The sequence below is a fragment of the Dactylosporangium darangshiense genome (assembly GCF_039537565.1).
In the GTDB taxonomy this organism is placed as follows: domain Bacteria; phylum Actinomycetota; class Actinomycetes; order Mycobacteriales; family Micromonosporaceae; genus Dactylosporangium; species Dactylosporangium darangshiense.
The window spans coordinates 49,541-71,044 of record NZ_BAABAT010000016.1 but is presented as its reverse complement, the minus strand read 5'-3'; the positions used below and the strand labels follow the sequence as shown (position 1 = coordinate 71,044).

At 72.4% G+C, this 21,504-nt stretch carries 16 protein-coding genes; 10 read left to right on the top strand and 6 right to left on the bottom strand.

What is annotated here, in order from left to right; genetic code table 11:
* Positions 1-20: 20 nt before the first annotated feature.
* Positions 21-1,595, bottom strand: a complete 1,575-nt coding sequence (locus ABD901_RS27450) for a sensor histidine kinase (RefSeq protein ID WP_345130617.1) — start codon at positions 1,593-1,595, stop codon at positions 21-23.
* Positions 1,596-1,975: 380 nt separating this feature from the next.
* Between ABD901_RS27450 and ABD901_RS27445 the strand changes: the two genes are divergently transcribed.
* Positions 1,976-4,117: an outer membrane protein assembly factor BamB family protein gene (locus ABD901_RS27445; protein ID WP_345130614.1), complete on the top strand. Its 2,142-nt coding sequence runs from the start codon at positions 1,976-1,978 to the stop codon at positions 4,115-4,117.
* Positions 4,118-4,159: 42 nt separating this feature from the next.
* Here the strand turns inward: ABD901_RS27445 and ABD901_RS27440 are convergent, their stop codons facing one another.
* The 4 genes from ABD901_RS27440 to ABD901_RS27425 are packed head-to-tail and all read right to left on the bottom strand — an operon-like array spanning position 4,160 to position 7,783.
* Positions 4,160-4,900 carry a hypothetical protein gene (locus ABD901_RS27440; RefSeq protein WP_345130613.1) on the bottom strand — a complete coding sequence of 247 codons (741 nt, stop codon included), beginning with the start codon at positions 4,898-4,900 and terminating at the stop codon, positions 4,160-4,162.
* A gap of 51 nt (positions 4,901-4,951) precedes the next feature.
* Positions 4,952-5,740: a citryl-CoA lyase gene (locus ABD901_RS27435; protein WP_345130612.1), complete on the bottom strand. Its 789-nt coding sequence runs from the start codon at positions 5,738-5,740 to the stop codon at positions 4,952-4,954.
* The gene (locus ABD901_RS27430) at positions 5,737-6,951 is read right to left on the bottom strand and encodes a CaiB/BaiF CoA transferase family protein (protein WP_345130610.1); all 1,215 of its coding nucleotides are present in this window, start codon (positions 6,949-6,951) and stop codon (positions 5,737-5,739) included. The genes ABD901_RS27435 and ABD901_RS27430 overlap by 4 nt, the downstream gene beginning before the upstream one ends.
* Before the next feature lie 25 nt (positions 6,952-6,976).
* Entirely contained in the window at positions 6,977-7,783 is an 807-nt protein-coding gene (locus ABD901_RS27425) for an IclR family transcriptional regulator (RefSeq protein ID WP_345130608.1), read from the bottom strand.
* Between the two features lie 176 nt (positions 7,784-7,959).
* On the opposite strand from ABD901_RS27425, the gene ABD901_RS27420 reads away from it, so the two are divergent.
* The 9 genes from ABD901_RS27420 (at position 7,960) to ABD901_RS27380 (ending at position 18,541) form a co-directional block, all read left to right on the top strand.
* Positions 7,960-9,438: an aldehyde dehydrogenase family protein gene (locus tag ABD901_RS27420; RefSeq protein ID WP_345130606.1), complete on the top strand. Its 1,479-nt coding sequence runs from the start codon at positions 7,960-7,962 to the stop codon at positions 9,436-9,438.
* The gene (locus ABD901_RS27415; protein ID WP_345130604.1) at positions 9,435-10,421 is read left to right on the top strand and encodes a zinc-dependent alcohol dehydrogenase; all 987 of its coding nucleotides are present in this window, start codon (positions 9,435-9,437) and stop codon (positions 10,419-10,421) included. The genes ABD901_RS27420 and ABD901_RS27415 overlap by 4 nt, the downstream gene beginning before the upstream one ends.
* On the top strand, positions 10,418-12,166 hold the full coding sequence (locus tag ABD901_RS27410) for a thiamine pyrophosphate-binding protein (protein ID WP_345130602.1): 1,749 nt from the start codon (positions 10,418-10,420) through the stop codon (positions 12,164-12,166). The genes ABD901_RS27415 and ABD901_RS27410 overlap by 4 nt, the downstream gene beginning before the upstream one ends.
* Positions 12,167-12,197: 31 nt before the next feature.
* Positions 12,198-13,343 carry an ABC transporter substrate-binding protein gene (locus tag ABD901_RS27405; RefSeq protein ID WP_345130600.1) on the top strand — a complete coding sequence of 382 codons (1,146 nt, stop codon included), beginning with the start codon at positions 12,198-12,200 and terminating at the stop codon, positions 13,341-13,343.
* A 4-nt stretch (positions 13,344-13,347) separates the two neighbouring features.
* Positions 13,348-14,217 (top strand): branched-chain amino acid ABC transporter permease, encoded by an 870-nt coding sequence (locus ABD901_RS27400; RefSeq protein WP_345130598.1) that lies wholly within the window; start codon positions 13,348-13,350, stop codon positions 14,215-14,217.
* On the top strand, positions 14,214-15,986 hold the full coding sequence (locus ABD901_RS27395; protein ID WP_345130596.1) for a branched-chain amino acid ABC transporter ATP-binding protein/permease: 1,773 nt from the start codon (positions 14,214-14,216) through the stop codon (positions 15,984-15,986). Before ABD901_RS27400 ends, ABD901_RS27395 begins: the two co-directional genes overlap by 4 nt.
* The gene (locus ABD901_RS27390; protein WP_345130594.1) at positions 15,983-16,693 is read left to right on the top strand and encodes an ABC transporter ATP-binding protein; all 711 of its coding nucleotides are present in this window, start codon (positions 15,983-15,985) and stop codon (positions 16,691-16,693) included. Before ABD901_RS27395 ends, ABD901_RS27390 begins: the two co-directional genes overlap by 4 nt.
* Before the next feature lie 56 nt (positions 16,694-16,749).
* A complete protein-coding gene (locus ABD901_RS27385) occupies positions 16,750-17,685 on the top strand; it encodes a hypothetical protein (RefSeq protein ID WP_345130592.1) in 936 nt (311 codons plus the stop codon).
* Between the two features lie 115 nt (positions 17,686-17,800).
* Entirely contained in the window at positions 17,801-18,541 is a 741-nt protein-coding gene (locus ABD901_RS27380; RefSeq protein WP_345130589.1) for a hypothetical protein, read from the top strand.
* Positions 18,542-20,234: 1,693 nt separating this feature from the next.
* On the opposite strand, the gene ABD901_RS27375 is transcribed toward ABD901_RS27380, so the two are convergent.
* Positions 20,235-21,479, bottom strand: coding sequence for a YbfB/YjiJ family MFS transporter (locus tag ABD901_RS27375; protein ID WP_345130587.1), 1,245 nt, complete (start codon positions 21,477-21,479; stop codon positions 20,235-20,237).
* Positions 21,480-21,504 lie beyond the last annotated feature (25 nt).

The following is a 21,504-nucleotide window of genomic DNA, read 5'->3' as shown; positions in this document are numbered from 1 at the left end:
CGTTCGCTGTTCCAACCTGGTCACCGTCGGTCGAGCGGGAAGTCAGCCTGCAGGTGGGTGCCCTGGCCGTGCGGGCTGTCGACGGTGAGGGTGCCGCCCAGTGCCTCGACGCGGTCGTTGAGTCCGATGAGGCCTGTGCCGCGCTTCGGGTTCGCGCCACCGACGCCGTCGTCGCGCACCGACAGGCGCAGGTTGTTACCCCGGGCCTGCACGCAGACGTTGACGTGCGTGGCGTCGGCGTACTTGACGGCGTTCGTCAGCGCCTCCGCCACCACGTAGTACGCCGCGACCTCGACCGGTTCCGGCTGGCGGCCGTCCACGTGCACGTCGAGCTCCACCGGGACGGCGGAGCGGCGGGCCAGCGTGCGCAGGGCGGGTCGCAGGCCGCCCTCGGTGAGGACCGCAGGGTGCACGCCGCGTGAGATCTCCCGCACGTCGTCGACCGTGCCGCTCAACCCGGCCACGACGACGGAAAGCCGCCGCCGAAGCTGCGTCAGCTCCGGCGGCACGTCCGCCTGGGCCTGGCGGATGTCCAGCGCCAGCGAGACGAGTCGCTGTTGGACGCCATCGTGCAGGTCGCGCTCGAGCCGTCGGCGCGTCTGGTCGGCAGCGAGCACGAGCCGCGCCCTCGACGCGACGAGATTGGCGCTCTGTACGAGCGTGACCGCCTGGCGGATGATCAGCATTCCGATGACCACGGTCACGACGACGATCTCGACGCCATCGATCGGGGTGCCCCGGGCGAGCTGGACGATGAACAGCACGCCCGTGCCGGCGACGGGCGCGTAGGGCAGCAACAGGTGGCCCCAGCGTGTGTCCGGGCGCACCGCCCAGTGCGGCGTCTCGCGGGTCGGTGTCAGCGCGGCGACTACGGCGAGAGCGGGCCCGGCGACGAACCCGGCATTGGCCAGCGGCGGCATGCTCTGCGCGCCCTCGGACAGCAGGTACGCGACGACGCTGTCCGAGAACGCCACGCAGAACAGTCCGGCTCCGAGAATGATCAGCTGCACCCGGTTCGCCGCCGACGCGGATACGGCGATGACCAGAATCACGATGACGGTCAGCACCAGATCGGCGACCGGGAAGGAGATCGCAACCCAGTAGCCGAACGGGGTGGCCGCACCGGCCCGCACCACCGACCCGAGCGCGGTGGCCCAGGTGAGCACAAACAACGCACCCACAACGATGAGCCCGTCGAGGAGCGTCACTATCAGCCCCGCGGGACGCCGCAGCGCGCTCTGCGCGGGCCGGTCGGCGGCCAGCACGATGATCGCCGCGAGCGCGAACACCGCAAGGATCAGGTTGACGGCATCCGCAGGCGACGGGACCGGCAGCCCGCCGTCGCCGAACAGCTGGCGCCAGCACCAGCGGGACTGCGCGATCATCCAGCCGCATGTCGCGGCGCCCATCCACAGCCGCCACCACCGCTGCGCGCCGGAACGCCGGGCGGCGGTGATCCAACAGGCGAGGGTCCCGGCGAGCGCGGCGGAGACCTGCCCGGCGGCGCTGACGAAGAGCGACCACCACGGGTTCAGCAGCCCTGAACTGCTCAGACCGACAACAGCGGCCACCGACAGAGCGACGATCGCGGGCACGGCCGACAAGCGCACAAATAGGCCAATCCGGATCGAATGTGGCCATATGCGCACGCCGACCAGGTTACCGCGCAGGCGTGGCATCCGCCGCGCCTCGACCCGATCGTTGCGTTGTGACCGGTTCACGAAACCGCCACTACCCCTCGTTTCACCCGGCCGTCCGGTACTGGGGTTCGGGCCCCGCGGCCTCACCTCGGCGCAGTACGGCCGGCACCCGCTACGTCCGCGCTGGCGCACGAACCAGCGGCACCCCAGGTCCGTCAAGCGGACCTTTCACGCACCCTTGCCTCGTGATCTGGCGGAGCTATACATTCAGGCTCGCCAGTTTCGGAACGATTGGACCGCCTGGCGGACCATCAATGCTCCAGCGAGGGGGCAATGTGAAGCATCAGCAGAGCGAGGGCGCCGGGGTCGACCGCCGGCGCGTGCTCAAGGGCGCGGCCGCCACCGCGGTCGGCACGGCGCTCGCGCCCGCCGGCGCCGCCGCGGCCGACGCGGCGCCGGGCAGGGGCGACGGGCACGTGCCGCGCTCGTGCACCCAGCCGATGGCGAAGGACTTCCCGAAGGTCGGCGGCAACTACGGCAACCAGAACTACTCGTCGCTCAACCGCGTCCACCAGGGCAACGTGCGCCGGCTCGGCGCGGCGTGGGTCAACCGGATCGAGGGCGGGCTTACGACCGGCACCAACCAGAGCACGGCGGTGGCCGTCGACGGGGTGCTGTACATCGAGTCGGCCCTGGGCAACGTCCACGCCGTCGACGGCGCGACCGGCGCGACGAAGTGGACGTACACGCAGACCCGAGGCACGCTGACCCGCCGCGGCGTGGCCGTCGGGCAGGGCCTGGTGTTCACGCACGGGCGCGGCAACTGGATCGTCGCGCTCGACCAGGCCACCGGCGCGGTGGTGTGGGAGCGGCAGATCACCGGGTACGGCAACATGGAGAAGGTCGCCGTGACCTACCACGACGGGCTGCTGCACGTCGGCACCCACGACGGCGACCGCGGCGCGGCGCTGGCCGTCGACGCCGGCACGGGCGAGCTCGTCTGGCACTTCTGGGGCGCGCCGGACCCCGGCGAGCTCGGCAACGACGCCTGGGAGGGCGACTCCTGGCAGACCGGCGGCGCCACGCCGTGGATGCACCCGGCCCTCGACCCGGAGCTGGGGCTCGTCTACTGGACGTTCGGCAACGCGCGGGGCAACCGCTCGTCGCAGGACGGCTCGCAGCGCGGCGGGATGAACCTGTTCTCCAGCTCCATCGTCGCCATGGAGATCAAGACCGGGAAGTACCGCTGGCACTTCCAGTCCATCCACCACGGCATCTGGGACATGGACAACGTCATGGCCCCGGTGCTCGCCGACGTGCGCATCCACGGCCGCCCGCGCAAGGTCGTGGTCTACGGCAGCAAGTCCGGGATGTACTTCATCCTCGACCGCACCGACGGCTCGGCGCCGCTGGGCATCGACGAGGTGCCGGTGCCGCAGGACCCGCGGCAGAAGACGTGGCCGACGCAGCCGTTCCCGCGGCAGGGTGCGTGGACCGAGACGCGGGTGGTCGACCAGCCGCTGGGCACGTCGGTGCCCGGCGACCCGAACCGGGCCGTGCCCAACTACGTGCAGGGCGCGCTCTACGACCCGCACTGGGACGTGCCGGTGCTGTCGATCCCGGGCCACGGCGGCGGCGCCGACTGGAACCACCAGTCCTTCAGCCACAGCACCGGCCTGGTGTACGCCGGGTTCGGCTACGTCGCCGCGGCGCACTCGCTGACCGAGGCGAGCAACGGGCTGCGCCCGCCGGGGGAGTACCAGACCGGCGGCATCGTCGCGGTGGACCCTGGCTCCAACCGGGTGCGGTGGAAGAAGCGGATGCCGTACTCCCTGGCGCACGGCAACGGCATCCTGACCACGGCCGCCAACCTGCTGTTCATCGGTCAGCCCGACGGCAACCTGCTGTGCCTGGACGCCGAGCACGGCCGGGAGCTGTGGCGCTTCCAGTGCGGGGCGGCGATCAGCAGCAGCCCCATCATGTACGAGGTCGACGGCGTGCAGTACGTGGCCGTGTACGCCGGCGGGACCGGTATCCCCTACGGCGACTCGGCGCCGCGCGGCGACTTCCTGTGGGCGTTCAAGGTCGGCGGCACCGTGGCCGCCGCGCCGGCACCGCCGCCGCCCGTGGTGCGCCGGCCCGTGTCCGGCGGGCCGGTCGAGGGCGCCGTCGTGGCCAACACGGTGGTGCTGGCGCGCACGTACAACGCGACGACCGGCCAGGTCGGCACCGCCGAGTCGACGGCGGTCAACGCGATGGCCCCGACGCACCTGCGGGTGCCGCTCGGCACGACGGTGACGTTCGTGAACCCGCCGGACAACGTCAACGAGCACGGCGCGACCCAGTTCTTCGAGGGCCTGTTCGACTTCCGGCTCGCACCCGGGCAGTCGGCGACCTACACGTTCACCCGCCGCGGCGAGTACTTCTTCAACGACTGCTTCAGCCCGCGGCCGACCGGCAAGATCGAGGTGTACTGACCGGCGTACGGGCCGGCGCCCGGCGGCGCCGGCCCGCGACGCTCACCAGGCGGCCGGGAGGTACGCGACCGACCAGCCGCGGTACATGCCGTGGTCGAGGTAGCCGGCGACGCCGACCGCGCCCGCCACCGAGGTGCCGATCACCTTGCCCTCGCCGAGGCTGATGGCCACGTGGCCGCTGCCGGCGGAGTTGTGGTACCACACCAGCGCGCCGCGCGGCGGGATGCCGGTGGTGTGCAGGTAGCCGTTGCTGGTCTCCCAGTCCCCGCCGATCTCGGCGGTGTTCCAGCCGGAGCCGCCCCAGCCGTAGGACTGCGCGACGAACGCCAGGCACAGGTTCTCGTAGGCGCTCGAGCCGTAGTGCTGGAACGCCCAGTTGATGGCGCCGTTGGCGGCGCGCGGGTTGGTCTTCGACGACGGCTCGTCGCCCACGTAGGTGCAGGAGTTGACGACCTGGCCGTCCGAGCCGGTGTAGATGTAGGCGTCGGACACCATGCCGCCGTTGGACAGCAGGTCCCACAGCTTTGTGGTCCCGTAGGTGCCCGTGACCGACTCGCCGTTGGTCTGGCACAGCAGCGTCACGGTCGCGCCGTCGGCGACCGTGCGCCACGAGTCGTAGGTGGTCCCAGGGCCCGAGCGCACGGTCAGCGGCGCACCCGCCGTGTTGACCGTGCCGGTCGCGGAGGCGGCGGCCGCGTACGCGCCGGTGGGCAGCGCCACGGCCGCGATGATCGCCGCGGCCGAGGCGACGGCGATCAGGCGCCTATTGAAAGATTTCCACATATCGCCGGATGTTAGCGGAGGAACCTTTCGATATCTAGAACCATGGATGAATTAGGCCGGGTGGTACGCCGGAGTGATGCTCGGCGGGATCGGGCCCTTGATCCGGCGGCCGCCCTGCGTCTCCTCCCAGGCGTGCGCCAGGATGCCGACGCTGCGCCCGAGCACGAACAGGCCGCGGGCCAGCGGTGCGGGGAAGCCGAGCTCGCCGTAGATGATCGCGGTGGCGCCGTCGACGTTCATCGGTACCGGTGCGATCGCCGCCTCAACGGCGAGCCCGGCGGCGAGGAACTCCCCGTCGACGACGCCGTCGGCGACGGCGCGCTCGACGAGGCCGACGAGCGGGTCGCGGCGGGGGTCGCGGGGGTGGAAGCGGTGGCCGAAGCCGGGCAGGTAGCGGCTGCGCTCGCGCCACCGGGCGATCGTGGACCGGGTCGCCTCCGCCACGCCGGCGCCGTCGCGGGCCAGGTCCCGGATCTCGGTGTACATCTCCAGGCACTGCTGGCCGGCGCCGCCGTGCACGTCGCCCATGACGTTGACGCCGTTGGCGATCGCGTTGTTGAGCCCGACGCCGCACGTGGCCGACATGCGGGCGATGGCGATCGACGGCGCGTGCGGGCCGTGGTCGGCCGAGGCGACCAGGGCGGCGTCCAGCAGTGCGGCCTGCCGTTCGCTCGGGCGCTCGCCGCGCAGCAGCAGCCAGATGACGTCGGTGATCGAGGCGGCGCCGAGGAGGTCCTGGATGGGCCGGCCGCGCAGCTCGATGACGCCGGGCTCGATCCGCGAGACCGAGGTGGCCCACCACTCGGCCACCTCCCGCCGCACGTCGTCGCCGGCGTTCATTCGGCGCTCGACGGCGTGCGCGTGGCCGGGATGCCGCCCGTGCCGCGCCAGGCGGCGACGAGGGCGGGCACGTCGGCGTTGTGCTCGCCGAGCAGCGGCGGCGGCTCGGGCGGGGTGAGCGGCTCGCCGTCGAACAGCACGCCGCTGCTCACCACTTGCAGCCGGCGGCCGGAGCCGTCGGGGAAGGGCAGGTCGGTGATGAAGCCGCGGTGGCGCAGTTGCTCGGACTCGACCGCCTGCGGGACGGTGAGGATGCGCGCCGCCGGCACCCCGGCGTCGCCCAGCAGCGCCTCCCAGTCGGCGGCCGGGCGGGCCCGCAGGGCGGCGTTCAGCTCGTCGTTGAGCGCCTCGCGGTGGGCCTTGCGCCCCTCGCGGTCGGCGAAGCGGGCGTCGGTCACGAGGTCGGCCCGGCCGACGATGCGGCACAGGCGCTCGAACTGCTCCTGGCGGTTGGCGGCGATGTTGAGCGGCCCGTCGGCGGCGTCGAACGTGCCGGACGGCGCGGCGGTGGCGTTCTGGTCCCCGGTCGGCTCGGGCGGCACGCCGGCCACGAGGTAGTTGGAGACGGTCCAGCCCATCGCCGAGATCGAGGCCTCGAGCATCGACACGTCGAGGTGGCAGCCGGCGCCGGTGCGCTGGCGGGCGGCGACGGCGGCGACGACGGCCAGTGCGGCGGCGAGCCCGCCGATGCTGTCGCAGACCGGGAAGCCCACCCGCAGGGGTGCCGTCTCCGCGGTACCGGTGACGCTCATCATCCCCGACAGGCCCTGGATGATCTGGTCGTAGGCCGGCGCCTGGCTCATCGGCCCGGTCTGCCCGAAGCCGGTGATGGAGCAGGCGATCAGCGCCGGGTTGAGCGAGCGCAGGCGGTCCCGGTCGAAGCCGAGGCGGGCCAGCACCCCGGCCCGGAAGTTCTCCAGCAGCACGTCGGCCCCGCCGAGCATCTCGGCGAACACGGCCCGGTCGTCCGGGTCCTTCAGGTCGAGCTCGACCGACTTCTTGCCGGCGTTCTGGGCCAGGAACGACGCGCCGATGCCGTGGCGGTTGAGCTCCGCGTCGGGCCCCAGCTGCCGGGCGAGGTCGCCGCGGCCGGGCATCTCGATCTTGACCACCTCGGCGCCCAGCAGCATGAGCTGGTAGCTGCAGTAGGGGCCGGCGAGGACATTGGTCAGGTCGAGGACCTTGATGCCGGCGAGTGGTCGTTCGTGCACGCGCATGCTCCTTCCATCGGCGGCGTCACAGCGAGCCGCCCAGGGGGTGGTCGAACCCGCGCTCCGACATGTGGTTGGCGACGTCCTTGAGGTCGGCGGCGAACTCGGCGATGCGCTCCTCGGTGAAGCGCAGCGTCGGCCCGCTCAGCGACAGGGCGGCCACGACGGCGCCCGACCGGGACAAGATCGGCGCCGCGACCGCGGAGAGCCCGTCCTCGCGCTCGCCGTGGCTGACCGCGAAGCCCTGGTGCGCCGCCTCGTCGATCCACTCCTGCAGCCGCCGGGTGTGCCCGTCGCCGTATGGGGAGCTGCGGGCGATGCGCTGCAGGCGGGCCGTGGTGGCGTTGCGCAGCAGGACCTTGGAGGAGGCGCCGGCCCACAGCGGCAGCTCGTCGCCGATGTGCACGACGTGGCGCAGCGGCTGCGGGCTCTCCTGCTGCGCGACGCAGACGCGGTAGATGTCGCGCGCCACGTACACGTTGACCGTCTCGCGGCGCCGCGCGGCCAGGTCGCGCATCATCCGCTGGGTCTCCGGCGGCAGCTCCCAGCTGCGCCGGGCCAGGTGCGCCCAGCGCCACAGGCCCGGTCCGGCCATGTAGCCGCTCGCGGTGCCCCACAGCAGGCCGATCTGTTCGAGGGTCTGCACCAGGCGGATGACGGTGGTCTTGGCCAGTCCGGTCTCCTCGACGATGTCGCGGATGGACACCAGCGGGCGGTCCTCCGTGAGCAGCGCCAGGATGTCCAGCGCCCGCTGGACGCTGCGCACCCCCTGCGCCTCCGCGGGGTTGTCCCCGTCGGTCTCGGCGGCCGGCCCTGCCATTGCTTTCGCCATGTCGTCTCTCCATCCAGCGTCGCGCGATGCCCTGGACGCCGATTGTCGCGCTTTCACGCGGTCGTAACTTTCTCGACTCGGACTCTTGCCAGCGGCTGTCGGCCGCCCGTACGTTACACCCAGTCCGCATAGCGGTCCAGATGTGCCGTCAAGCGGTTTGCAGCAGGAGACCGAACATGCTGAACGCGATCCTCGGACGGTCCGCCGACCTTCCCGTCGAGGCGCCTGCGCTGGTGGCGGGCGAGTGGTCGGCGGCGGGGGAGTTCGCCGAACGAACCGGTCCGTACATGCGGCGAGCGGTCAGCCGGGCGCCACAGGCCGACGATCGAGCGGTCCGCGACGCGGTCCGGTACTCCCGCGAAGCCGCCCGCCGCGTCGCCGACCTGTCGCCGGCCGCCCGCGCCGCCGTCCTCGAGCGCGCCTCGGCGCTGGCCGTGCGCCACCGCGACGCCCTCGCCCGGCTGCTCGCCCTCGAGCTCGGCAAGCCGGTCAAGGACGGCGGCGGCGAGATCGACCGCGTCGCCGACACGTTCGCCGTGTGCGCCGCCGAGGCCCGCCGCATCGGCGGCGAGGTGCTCCCCGTCGCCGGCTGGGCCCGCGGCGTCGGCAACACCGCGCTCACCTACCGCGCGCCGGCCGGCGTCGCCCTCGCCATCACCCCGTTCAACGCGCCGGCCAACCTGCTCGCGCACAAGCTCGGCGCCTCCTTCGCCGCCGGCAACACCACCATCGTCAAGGCGCCGCCGCAGGCACCGGCCGCCTCCGCCGCCGTCGTCGCCCTCCTGCGCGAGGCCGGCGCGCCGCCCGAGGCCGTGCAGCTGCTGCACGGCGGCGGCGAGGTCGGCGCCGCGCTGTGCGCCGCGCCCGAGGTCGCCGTCATCAGCTTCACCGGCAGCCCCGAGACCGGCGCCGCCGTCGCCCGCGCCGCCGGCGCCAAGCGGCTCGTCCTCGAGCTCGGCGGCAACGCCGCCACCATCGTCTGCGAGGACGCCGACGTGGCCACGGCCGCGGCCGTCTGCGCCCGCACCGGCTACTCCAACTCCGGGCAGAGCTGCATCTCGGTGCAGCGCGTCTACGTGCACCGCACCCGCTTCGACGAGTTCGCCGCCGCCTTCACCGAACAGGTCGCGGCGCTGAAGGTCGGCGACCCCCTCGACCCCGGCACCGACGTCGGGTCGATGGTCGACGACGACGCCGCCGAGCGGGTGGTGCGCTGGGCCGCCGAGGCCGGCGCCGGCGGCGCGAAGATCGCCCTCGGCGGCACCCGCGACGGCGCGACACTCGCCCCGACGGTCGTGCTCGACCCGCCCGCCGACGCCTCCGTGGTGACCCGCGAGGTGTTCGGCGCGCTGGTCGCCGTCCTGCCCTACGACGACTTCGACGAGGTGCTCGAGGCGTGCAACCGCAGCCGCTTCGGGCTGCAGGCCGGCCTGTTCACCCGCGACATCGCCCGGATACTCACCGCCTGGCGGCGCCTGGAGGTCGGCGGCCTCGTCGTCAACGGCTCCTCGAACTTCCGCCTCGACCACGTCCCCTTCGGCGGCGTCAAGGACTCCGGCTTCGGCCGCGAGTCGCCCGCCTGCATGATCGAGGACTACACCGTCGTCAAGACCCTGCTCGTGCGCGGGATGTCGATCTGGGGCGAAGGCTCGTGAGGGCCGCCGTGCTGACCGCGCCCGGCGCCGTCGCGGTGACCGGCGACTGGCCCGAGCCCGAGTGCGGCCCCGACGACGTCGTCCTCGCCGTGCGGGCCGTCGGCGTGTGCGGCTCCGATCTCGCCGTCGTCGACGGCCGCCGCGCGGTGCCCAGCCTGCCGTGGGCCGTCGGGCACGAGGCCATCGGCGACATCGTCCGCGTCGGCGCCAACGTCGAGCGCGGCCGCATCGGCGAGCGGGTCGCGGTCGAGCCGAACTTCCCCTGCCTGTCCTGCACCGCGTGCGCGGCCGGGCGCACCGCCGTCTGCCCGCGCCGGCGCAGCCTCGGCATCAACGAGCCGGGCGCGCTGCGCGAGCGGGTCGCGGTGCCGGCCCGGTTCGCCTGGGCCGCACCCGAGGGCCTCGCCGACGAGGATCTGGTCTGCGTTGAGCCGCTCGCGGTCGCCCTCGCCGCCACGGCCCGTGCCGGCCTGGCCGCCGGCGAGCGGTGCCTCGTCGTCGGCGCCGGCGCGCAGGGCCTGCTGGTGTGCCTGGCCGCCCACGGGATCGGAGCGCGCCCCTTCGCCGTCGACCCGCACGAGGGGCGCCTGGCCACCGCCGTCGGGCTCGGCGCCGCCGTCGCGCCGGACGGCGAGACGTTCCCGGTGGTGTTCGAGACCTCCGGTTCCCCGGCCGCCCTGGAGGCCGCGGTCGAGCGCTGCGCGCCCGACGGGCGCATCGTCCTCATCGGGCAGAGCGCCACGCCGGCCCGGCTGTCCACGTTCACCGTCGTGCAGCGCCGGCTGACGCTGCTCGGCTGCCTCATCTACGACCACCCGGCCGACTTCGCCGCGGCGCTTCAGCGGGCCGCCGACCTGCGACCGGGCCGCATCCTGCGCGGGCGTTTCCCCCTCGCCGCCGCCCCCGACGCGTTCGCGCAGGCCCGCGACCTGCCCGGCAAGACCTGGATCACGTTCGAGCACCTGGAGGATGCGCCGCGATGAGCGTCGAGACGAGCACCCGGACCGCCGCCGCGGCGCTGGTCGCCCAGCTGGAGGCGTACGGGGTCGAGTACATCTTCGGCACCTGCGGGCACACGAACATCGCGCTGCTCGACGCCGTCGGCCGCAGCCGGATCGAGTTCGTCATCGCGCGGCACGAGCAGGCCGCCGCGCACGCCGCCGACGGCTACGCCCGCATGACCGGCCGTCCCGGCGTCGTGCTCGTGCACGTCGGCCCCGGCATGATGAACGCGGTCACCGGCGTGGCGACCGCCGCGCTGGACTCCGTCCCGCTCGTGGTCATCGCCGGGGATGTGCCGTCGTACATGTACGGCCGCCACCCCCACCAGGAGGTCAACCTCCACGCCGACGCGGACCAGACCGCCATCTACCGGCCCTTCGTCAAGCGCGCCTGGCACGTGCACCGGGTCGAGGACCTGGCCCGGTTCACCGAGCGCGCCTTCTGGACCGCGACCTCCGGCCGGCCCGGCGCCGTGCTGCTCAACGTGCCCATGGACCTGTTCTCCCGGCCGCTGAGCGCCGCGGCGGCCCACCCGCTGCCGGCGGCGAGCACGGCGCCGGCCCTCGCCGACGCCGACGCCGGACGGATCGCCGAGGTGCTGGCCGGCGCCGAGCGGCCCCTGGTGTACCTCGGCGGCGGTCTCGGCCAGGGCGAGGGCCGCGCCGCCCTGCTGTCGCTCGTCGAGCACCTCGAAATCCCGGTCGCGCACTCGCTCATGGCCAAGGGCGCGCTGCCCGACCGGCACCCGCTCGTCATGGGCATGACCGGCTTCTGGGGCCTCGAGGTCACCAACACCTACGCCCTCGAGGCCGACGTCGTGCTCGCCATCGGCACCCGCTTCGCCGAGACCGACGCCAGCTCCTGGAACCCTGCCTACACCTGGCGGATCCCGCCCACCCGGCTCATCCAGATCGACATCGACCCGGCCGAGATCGGGCGCAACTACCCGGTCGAGATCGGCGTCGTCGCCGACGCCGCACACGCCGTGCGCGCCATCGACGCGGCGGTGCGCCGGGCCGTGCCCGAACCCCGCCGCCGGCCCGGGCTGCGCGAGCAGATCCACGCCGCCCGCACCGCCCTGTTCGACGGCAGCACCGAACGCGGCCGCAGCGACCAGTTCCCGCTGCGCCCCGAGCGGATCCTGCTCGACCTGCGCGAGACCCTGCCGCCGGACACGATCCTCGTCACCGACGTCGGCTGGAACAAGAACGGCGTCGCGCAGTGCTACCCCCTGCCGGACCAGGGCCGCTTCATCGCCCCGGGCGGCGCCTCCACCATGGGCTTCGGCCCCGCCGCCGCGCTCGGCGTGCAGATCGCCCGGCCCGACGCGGTCGTCGTCGCGCTCGTCGGCGACGGCGGCATGAGCGCCCAGCTGCCGGCCGTGCCGATGGCCGTCGAGCGGGGCCTGCCGGTGCTGTTCGTGGTCATGAACAACCGCGCGCACGGCACCATCGCCGACCTGCAGGCCGCCAACTTCGGCCAGCAGTACGGCTGCACCTTCACCGACCCCGACGGCCGCCCCTACAGCCCGGACTTCGCCGCCTTCGGCCGGGCCTGCGGCGCCGACGGCTACCTCATCGAGCGCGCCGAGGACCTGCGCGACGCGCTGCGCACCGCCGACCGTCGCCGCCGCCCGGCGGTGCTGGACGTGGCGATGGTCAACGAGCCGGTGCCGACACCCGGGCACTGGAACATCAAGGACATCTACCACGGTCTCTTCGACTGACACCCCCTTCTCACATCGAGGTGATGCGCCCATGTCCACGCAACGCTTCAGACTGCTCGCCGGCACCACTCTGCTCGCCCTCGCGCTGACCGCCTGCAGCGCGCCCGGCGAGAAGAAGAACGACTCGCAGCCCGCCGCCGGGCCGATCAAGCTCGCCCTCGTTGACGCGCAGAGCGGGCAGCTGTCCTCGCTCGGCGCGTGGGAGCTCAAGGGGGCGAAGCTCGCCGTCGAAGAGTGGAACAAGGCCGGCGGCGTCAACGGCCGCCAGGTCCAGCTCGACGTCTTCGACGACCAGGGCGACCCGACCGTGGGCACGAACCTGGCCCGCAAGATCGCCTCGGAGGGGTACGTGGCGATGATCGGCACCGCGGAGAGCGCCGTCACGATCGCCATGGCGCCGATCCTGCAGCAGTCGCAGATCCCGAACATCACGTCAGGGCAGTCCACCGGCCTCGTGGCGGTCAAGAGCCCGTTCCTGTTCCTCAACGGCCCGACGAGCACGACCTACGACGAGACCCTGGCCAAGTACATCGTGGACACCAAGGGCATCAAGTCGATCGCGATGATCACCAACAACGGCTCCTACGGCAAGGGCGAGCACGACGCGTTCCTCAAGGCCCTGCAGTCGCGCAGCATCACGCCGGTCGCCGACCAGGTCGTCACCACCGACCAGAAGGACTTCAGCGCGGCCCTGACCACCATCCGCAGCAAGAACCCGCAGCTGATCTTCCTCGGCGCGGAGGAGGTCGAGTCCGGCCTCATCGTCAAGCAGGCCCGCGACCTCGGCATCACCGTGCCGTTCGCTGGCGCCGCGCCGCAGGGCACGCCGGTCTTCCTCAACACCGCCGGCGCCGCCAACGTCGAGGGCACCATCGTCAGCTCGCCGTACCTGAGCAACGACATCAACGACGCCAGCAAGAAGTTCGCCGCCGCCTACAAGGCCGCCTACAACGAGGACGCCGAGCTGCACGGCGCCAAGGCCTACGACGGCACCCAGATCGTGCTGACCGCGCTGAAGAGCAGCAACGGTGCGACCGGCAAGGCCCTCGCCGACGCGATCCGGGCGACGAAGTACAAGGGCCTGCTCGGCGACTTCGCCTACGACGACACGGGGGTCGGCATCTTCGCCACGGCGATCGGCGTCATCACCGGCGGCAAGCTCCAGGCCGCAAGCTGACGCCATGCAGGTCACGCTCCAAACCCTGATCGGCGGCCTGAGCCTCGGCGCCGTCTACGCCCTCGTCGCCATGGGGTTCTCCCTGGTGTACCGCACCATGGGCCTCGTCAACTTCGCACACGGCAACGTGGTGACCCTCGGCGCCTACGTCGCCTCGACGTTCTACATGTCCACGCGGCTGCCGTTCGCGCTCGCGATGATCGTCGCCATCGTGGTGACGGGCCTCGTCGGGGCCGTCATCGAGTTCGTGCTGCGGCCGCTGGAGAACAAGGACTTCGACCTGATGCTGATCGGCACCATCGGCTTCGGCATCGTGCTCGACGCCCTCGCGATCATCATCTGGGGCGCCACCGGCAGGGCCGTGCCCTCGCCGGTGCGCGCCGCGCCGATCGACCTGTTCGGGCTGCGCATCCGCACCTACGACCTCGTCGTGCTCGCCATCGCCGCCGCCGCGATGGTGCTGCTCATGCTGTTCCTGCAGCGCACCAAGCGGGGCGCGGCGATGCAGGCGGTGGCGATGGACCACGAGGCCGCCACCGCGGTCGGCATCCACGTCGGGCGCAGCAACAGCATCGCGTTCGTCATCGGCGCCGGCCTCGCGGCGCTCGCCGGCGGGCTCGTGGGGCCGCTGCTCTACGTCAGCCCGACCATGGGCGGGGCGCTGGGCATCAAGGGCTTCGCCGGCGCGATCCTCGGCGGCTTCGGCAGCATCCCCGGCGCGATCGTCGGCGGCCTGGCCATCGGCGTGCTCGACGCGTTCGCCGCCGGGCATTTCCAGGGGTACTCCGAGCTGGTGACGTTCCTCGTCTTCACCGTCATCATCATGGTCCGGCCCACCGGCATCTTCGGCGAGAGGACGGTCAACCGCGCATGAAACGCCGCCTCGCGATCCTCGCGGTCATCGCCGCCGCACTGTGGATGCTGCCGTACGGCGTGGACTCCTACGCGATCCACGTCATCGACGTCACGCTCATCTTCGCGCTGCTGGCCGTCGGGCTCGGCCTCACGATGGGCATCGCGGGCCAGGTCAACCTCGCCCAGGTCGCGTTCTTCGGCGTCGGCGCCTACACCGTGGCGATCCTGACGACGCGCACCGGCCTGGGCTTCTGGACCGCGGCGCTGCTGGCGCTGCTGGCCACCGCCATCACCGGCCTGTTCGTCGGCACGCCGGCTCTGCGCGTGCAGTCGCACTACCTCGGCATCGTCACCCTCGGCCTGGCGCTGGCGTTCACCAACTGGGTCACCAACGCCTCGGTGTCCGGTGGCGCCGAGGGCATCAACGCCATCCCCGTGCCGGTGCTCCCCGGCGTCGACCTGTCCAGCGAGTACCTCTTCTACTACCTCGAGCTCATCGTCTTCGCGATCGCCCTCGCCTTCGGCCTGTTCGTGGTCCGCACCCCGCTGGGCCGGCGGATGCGGGCCATGCGCGACGACCCCCTCGCCGCCGGCGCGGTCGGGGTCGAGGTACCGATGCTGCGGATGACCGCGTTCGCGCTGGCCAGCGTCTACGGCGGCACCGCCGGCGTGCTGTACGCCGGCCTCGTGCGCTACGTCGCACCGGAGACGTTCAGCATCGCCAACATGTTCCTGCTGCTGGCGATGGTCATCATCGGCGGCCGCCAGAGCCTGCTCGGCTGCGTCGCCGGCGCCGTCACGCTGTCCCTGCTGCGCGAACTGCTCGTCGACTACCCCACCTACGCGCAGGTCGCCTACGGCAGCGTCGTCGTGCTGGTCGTCGTCTTCGCCCCGACGGGCCTGGCCGGCCTCCCCGCCCGTTTCCGCCGCCGCGCCGCGGCTCAACGCCAGGAGCTGCGACCGTTCACGCCGTTTGCTGAAGCTCCAGTCGACGCCGGCGCCTCGCGTCTGCTCGAGGTGGCTGGCATCGGCAAGCAGTTCAAGGGCCTGCGCGCCCTCGACGACGTGACGCTGGACGTCGGTGCCGGCGAGATCCGCGGCATCGTCGGCCCGAACGGCTCCGGCAAGACCACGCTGTTCAACGTCGTCACCGGCCTGTACAAGCCCACGACCGGCGAGGTCCGTTTCGCCGGCCGCCGCGTGACGGGAGCCAGCCCCTACCGCCTCGCGCAGGCCGGCATGGCCCGAACGTTCCAGAACCTCCGCCTCTTCCGCGCGCTCACCGTCCGCGACAACGTCCTCGTCGCGCTCGACCGCACGCGCACCCGCTCGATCTGGCGCTACCCGCTGTGGCCGGTCGGCGTCTGGCGCCACGACCGCGACCTGCGCGCCGCCGCCGACGAACTCCTGGCACGCTTCGGCCTGACCGACTTCGCCGGCGCGTTGCCCGGCGCCCTGCCGTACGGCATCCAGCGCCGCGTCGAGATCGCCCGCGCCATGGCCCAACACCCGCGCCTGCTCCTGCTCGACGAGCCCGCCGCCGGCCTGAACGGCGAGGAGGTCCGCCAGCTGGGCGAGATCGTCCGCTCCATCCGCGGAAGCGGCGTGACGGTGATCCTGATCGAGCACAACATGGGCCTGGTCATGTCCCTCTGCGAGCGCGTCACGGTCCTGGCCAGCGGCCGCATCATCGCCGACGGCACCCCCGCCGAGGTGGCGACCGCCCCGCAGGTGATCGAGGCGTACCTGGGCGACTCGATGGCCGACACCTTGGAGGTACCTCGATGACCTTTTTCGAGGTCGAAGACCTGACCGTCCACTATGGAGGCGTCTGCGCCGTCCGCTCGATGTCGCTGACGGTACCGCCCGGCGGCTGCGTCGGCCTGATCGGCGCGAACGGCGCCGGCAAGACCTCCACCCTGAGGGCCCTGCTCGGCCTGATCCCGCGCACGGTAGGCGCTCTGCGCCTGGACGGCCAGGACATCTCCCGCGTGAAGGCCCGCGACATGGTCCGCCACGGCATCGGCTATGTTCCCGAGGGCCGCCACGTCTTCGGCGGCCTGACGGTGGAGAAGAACCTGCTGCTGGGTGCGTACGCCCAGCCGTGGAACGCCGCCACCCGCGCCCGGCTGGACGAGGTCTTCACCCTGTTCCCGGTCCTGGCCGAGATGCGCACGCGCCTGGCCGGCGCGCTGTCCGGCGGCCAGCAGCAGATGCTGGCCATCGGCCGGGCCCTCATGTCCGGCCCGAAACTCCTCCTGCTGGACGAGCCGTCAATGGGCCTGTCCCCGAAACTGGTGGAGGAGATCCTGGCCGCCTTGCAACGCCTGTCGGCGAACGGCCTGAGCATGCTCCTGGTAGAACAGAACGCGAAGCTCACCTTCGAGGCGACGGACACCTGCCTGGTCATGGAGAACGGCGCCGTGGCGATGGACGGCCCGTCGTCGAAGCTCCGCCACGACGTCCGCGTCCGCCGCGTCTACCTGGGCCTCTGACCAACCCCGGCCATTCGCGTGTGTCTTTCCGGCGCCGCGATGTCTAGCCTGGCCCCATGAGCGGCATGGAGTTCACGTGGAAGATGGTCAGCGTCCTCATCTGGCCGCTCGTGGTGATCGTGCTGGGCATCGTCTTCCGTCGTGCGCTCGTGGCCGGCTTCCAGACGCTCACCGCGGGGCTCCGCAGTGTCAAGGCGGCGGGTGTCGAGTTGGCCTTCGCGATCGACAACGCCTGGCAGGACGTGACGGACGTGCTGGCCAAGATGCCGGAGCAGCCGACCAAGCCGGGCGAGGTGCCGACCAACCTCGTCGACCTCTACCCGCTGGCCTCCAGAAACCCGCGCCGCGCCGTCCAGGAAGCGTTCCGGCACGTGCGGCAGGCCCTCGCGAAGCGTTTCCCGGCAACCGCCGGGGTGTCCCAGGGCAACCTGCCCGACGTGATGGACGGCCTGGTCGCTCACGACGCGATGAACGCCGAGGTCGAGCAGGCGGTCCGGCAGGTCTCCCGGGCGCTCGCGATGATCGATCACATCGGCGACCAGGCCGAGGCCCGGCGGCAGGCCTTCGAGTGCATAGGGCTCGCCGAAGGCGCGATCCACGTGATCCTGCGGGGTACCGCCCCACGCGCCCCTGAGGAACCGGACATCACCGGCCGCTGGGTGGGCACCTACATGTCCTCCAAGGCCCCGATGGATGTGCACCTGATCATCAACGAGCTCCGGGGAGACCACATCGCCGGCGAGATGCACTACCCGTCCGAGCACACCGCTCGCACGACGACGATCGCCGGCCGCGTCGTACCCGCCGACGAGCCAGGCTTCGCCGACGCGGACGGCTGCCCGAAGCTCGAGTGGCGCGAACACAGCAGCAACGCCGGCCACCTGGATTTCAACGGCGTCTACCGCGCCGTGATACTCGGCGACCACCTGGTCGGCGACTGGCGCAAGGACACGCGCCTGGTCGGCATGATCCACCTGAAACGCACCACCTGACCGGAACCGCCCGCAGGTCCCCGGCGGTCACCCATCGCACTGGATCCCACGACTTGCTGGGACCCTCGGGTGAGCGGGGCCGCGCGCAGCGGCCGTGCCGCGTACGATCCGTCGCGTGCGCGGCCTGCCCCACCAGTACCGACCAACGCCAAAGCCGTACTTCGCGGACGCAGTCGGCAACTACATCCACCTGTTCTGCGCGGGCCTGATGACCGCCGCCGCGGCCTTGGTCACCGTGGTCGAGCCCGGATTCTGGTCGATCTTCGGACTCGTCTTCTTCGGCTTGAGCCTGCTTCTGGCCGAGGCGACGCGGCGCGGGCGTCAGGATGACAAGACCCGCGCCCGCCTCGAGCCGTTCCTGCTCCGGCTCCGGCGCGGCGACGTCGACGGCTACGGCTGGCTGCTGCGGGTGCTGGCCGACATGGACGGCCGCACGCCCAGGGCACGCCGCCGCAGCCGGATCGCCCTGGACGCCATAACCGCAGACGAGCGGCTGATGGACGGCCTGATCGTGCACTGCCGGCGGCGCCAGATCAGCGTGGGGGTCTTCGTCAAGCGTCTCGGACGGTGGGGCGCCGGAGGCCTCGCCCCGATGCTGGCGAGCCTCCACGCGGACGGCCGCGCCCGCGAGGCCGCCGTGACCGCCATGGGCCGCCGGGTGCGGCCTGCTCACCTGCCGTTTCTGGTCGAGCGGGCGGTCGACTGGGTGCCCGAGGTGCGGGCCGCCGCGCACGAGGTGCTGCGGACGCAGCTCGGGCAGCGTCCGGAGCTGCTGCCACCGACCAGGCTGGCCTACGCGCGGATCGCCCGGCGCAAGCACGCACCCGCGCTGGCGCAGCTGATCGACGGCGCCTAACGGTGGCCGGCCGCCGATCGGCTGCCACACGGCATACGCCGGCAGGGCGGGCTCCTGCGGCACCAGGAGGCTGAACACCGCTCAGAGGACACGCGCCTGGTCGGCATGATCCAACTGAAACGCACCACCTGACCGGAATTGCCCGCAGGTCCCGGCCGCGGCCGTACGTCGTGGTGCTCAACCGCCACTCGGTAACGCCACTCAGGAGGCTGAGCGTGCGCCATTTGACATTCTTCGTCGCTGGACGGGGCGGCGGGGTCGGTCGGGTTTTGGGATAATCAATGTATGCGGCAGCTGCAATTGTTTACCACGAGCGAATTGGCTGCCATGCGCGATCGAACCAGGTCGCGTTATTCTCCCGCAAATGAGCAGTTCCGCCGGGAACATGCGCGGCATCGGGCCTGGGGCCTCGCCAGACGACACGCCGAACGACTGCGCCGCGCACACGACAACGCCCCGCCAGCCAGCGCCCTCGACGGTCAGCAGGAAGTCTCAGCGACCGGACCGGTGCCGTCACCAGTTTCGTCGCCCGCGGTGCCGGTGAGCGCCCTTGACGGTCAGCAGGAAGTCTCAGCGCCCGGACCGGCGCCGTGCCCGGTCCCGTCGTCGCCTCCGGCCGCGGCGCCTGGGCAGGCCGGCCATCCCGTGAGCGATACCAGCCCGCACGAGGACGCCGCACCGCAGCAGGCGTCCGGCGCCGATCGACGCCACACCAACCATGCACCGGTTCATCAAGGCGGCAAGAGCTGTCGTTCGAACGTGTGGCGCGCGAAACTCAACGGGCCGCCGGCACCAATTCCGGAACGCCTCGACAACGACATCGGCGTGCACAGTGCACGCGGATCAGAAATGCGATGGACGCCTGCTGATTCGAACCTTCAGCAGCTGCGGCGGCGCGGGACTCGAAGACGATTACCCCTCGGTCCTGGACGGCGTCCCCGATGTCGATGCATTGCGTCTTGGAGAGGCGATGGAGACAGCGTTCGCGCTGTGCCGTGAGGCCGGCTCGCCCCGTCCGTGGCTGTCGACGCCCGGCTTCGCTCGCCCGCCCGCGAGTTCCCGCCACGCACCGAGCGCGGCGGATGCGCGCGGCCATGGGTGGGGCTCACACCGCCCACGGGCAGCGCCGCGTGTGGACGGACCAAACGATGCGCGGTCGCGGCGCTGCTGGACGAGCGCTCGAAGGTCATCCCGATCGTCGCCGCGGGCGCCCTGGCGTTCTACGGCGACGCGAGGGTGCGTAAGGCAAAGGAGCGCTGCCCTTCTCGTCGTCATCAGGTCGGTCCTATCGAGCAGGGGCAGGTTCGGGCCGTCAGGCTGGCGCGGACTGCATGTCCGCTCGCGGCCGCTGCGGGCCCGTCGTGGCACGAGCGCAGATTCACTTGGACGAGGGGCTGGACAACGACGCTCGGCCGATGGTTGCGGGCGCCTTCGGCCAGCCCAATCCACCGGGCACAGTGGTCCAGGCCCGACCCGGCCCACGGTAATTCCTCCAGGCCGCCTGCCGCCGACGGGTCCGCGCGGGTCATCATTCGGTGGTCCAGGCCGTAGGCGGCGAGGTTTGGTGTCCGTCTCATGGTCCGCGACTTCCTGACGGCCCGAAACCATAGCCGCCGCTCGTCGTCCGTGCGGCCGAGCAGACGGCGTCAGAAGGAAGAGGACGGGGCCAAGCGGTCTTGGCCCCGTCCTGGGCTCAGCGGGTCGAAGCGGCCGTGACGGGCTCGCGGTGCGGTGCCGGAGACGGGGCCGGCTCGCGTTGGGGAAGGGCGGCGACGGCGGCCAGTGCGAGCAGGGCCGCCGAAAGCCACAGGCCCCGTGCGATGCCGCCCGTGGTGTCCGACAGGAGGCCGGAGACCAGGGGGCCGAACGCCTGGCCGATGCTGAACGCCGCGGTCAGCAGGGCGATGCCCCGTGTCCAGGCGTGCGGCGGTAGCGCGCGGCGGACGAGGACCGTCGCTGCGGTCGGGCCGGCCATGAACGCGGCGCCGAAGACCACAGCCGAGGCGAGGGCCGCGGGGAGGCCGTGCCACAGCAGGACGGGCAGGACGCCGGCGAGGACGACCGTGCTGACCAAGGCGGGGGCGCGGCCGCCGCGCAGGCGGCCGGTCACGCGGGCCCAGATGGTCAGGGTGCCGGTGGCGGAGGACAGGCCGAGTACCACGAAAAATGCCGCCTCCGCGGCGGCGCCCAGGCCCTGTGTGCGCAGCAGGGCGACGACGAACGTCATGTACGCGACGTAGCCGGCGCCGAAGAGGAGGTACCAGGCGAAGGTCGGGGTCAGGGCGCGCAGGCCGGCGCGCTCGGTGGCGCCGGGCGCGGGCGCGGCCGGGTCGGGGACGCGGCGGGTGGCCCAGATGGCGGGGGCCAGGGCGAGCAGCGACAGGGCGCCCATCGCCAGCCAGCCGATGCGCCAGCCGGAGGCGCCGAACAGGGTGGTCGCGGCGGGGACGACGAGGCCGGCCGCGACGATGCCGATGCCGACGCCGGCCATGTACAACGCGACGAGGCGGGCCGAGCGGGGCTGGTCGCCGCCGGTGTGGATGCGGGCGGCGAGGGCCGAGCCGACCACGAACGTCACGGCGGTGGTGACGCCGCCGAGGAAGCGCAGTGCGGCCAGTACCGCGTAGGTGCCGGTGGCCGCGGACAGCAGCAGCGTGACGGCGCTGAGGGCGATGCCCCAGCCGAACGCGGCGCGGGCGCCGAGGCGGCGGCTCCACCAGGCGGCCGACAGCGCGCCGAGGATGTAGCCGACGGCGTTGGCAGTGTTCATGCCGCCGGCCGCGGCGAAGGTCCAGGACAGCTGTTCGCGCATCGCGGGCAGCAGCAGCGCGTACGCGAAGCGGGTGAAGCCCAGGGCGACGACCGGGCCGGCGGCCAGGCCGAGGGCGACGAGCGGCTCGGTGCGGCGGGCGGGCGGTGCGGGTACCGAAAGGATCATATGTGGTTTCAAGTCGGCGGCGATC

Coding starts and splice junctions, on each gene's coding strand:
- ABD901_RS27395 (WP_345130596.1), top strand. CDS start 14,214: ATGAAACGCCGCCTCGCGATCCTCGCGGTCATCGCCGCCGCACTGTGG.
- ABD901_RS27425 (WP_345130608.1), bottom strand. CDS start 7,783: ATGGCGAAAGCAATGGCAGGGCCGGCCGCCGAGACCGACGGGGACAAC.
- ABD901_RS27375 (WP_345130587.1), bottom strand. CDS start 21,479: ATGATCCTTTCGGTACCCGCACCGCCCGCCCGCCGCACCGAGCCGCTC.
- ABD901_RS27405 (WP_345130600.1), top strand. CDS start 12,198: ATGTCCACGCAACGCTTCAGACTGCTCGCCGGCACCACTCTGCTCGCC.
- ABD901_RS27435 (WP_345130612.1), bottom strand. CDS start 5,740: ATGAACGCCGGCGACGACGTGCGGCGGGAGGTGGCCGAGTGGTGGGCC.
- ABD901_RS27410 (WP_345130602.1), top strand. CDS start 10,418: ATGAGCGTCGAGACGAGCACCCGGACCGCCGCCGCGGCGCTGGTCGCC.
- ABD901_RS27385 (WP_345130592.1), top strand. CDS start 16,750: ATGAGCGGCATGGAGTTCACGTGGAAGATGGTCAGCGTCCTCATCTGG.
- ABD901_RS27390 (WP_345130594.1), top strand. CDS start 15,983: ATGACCTTTTTCGAGGTCGAAGACCTGACCGTCCACTATGGAGGCGTC.
- ABD901_RS27400 (WP_345130598.1), top strand. CDS start 13,348: ATGCAGGTCACGCTCCAAACCCTGATCGGCGGCCTGAGCCTCGGCGCC.
- ABD901_RS27420 (WP_345130606.1), top strand. CDS start 7,960: ATGCTGAACGCGATCCTCGGACGGTCCGCCGACCTTCCCGTCGAGGCG.
- ABD901_RS27440 (WP_345130613.1), bottom strand. CDS start 4,900: ATGTGGAAATCTTTCAATAGGCGCCTGATCGCCGTCGCCTCGGCCGCG.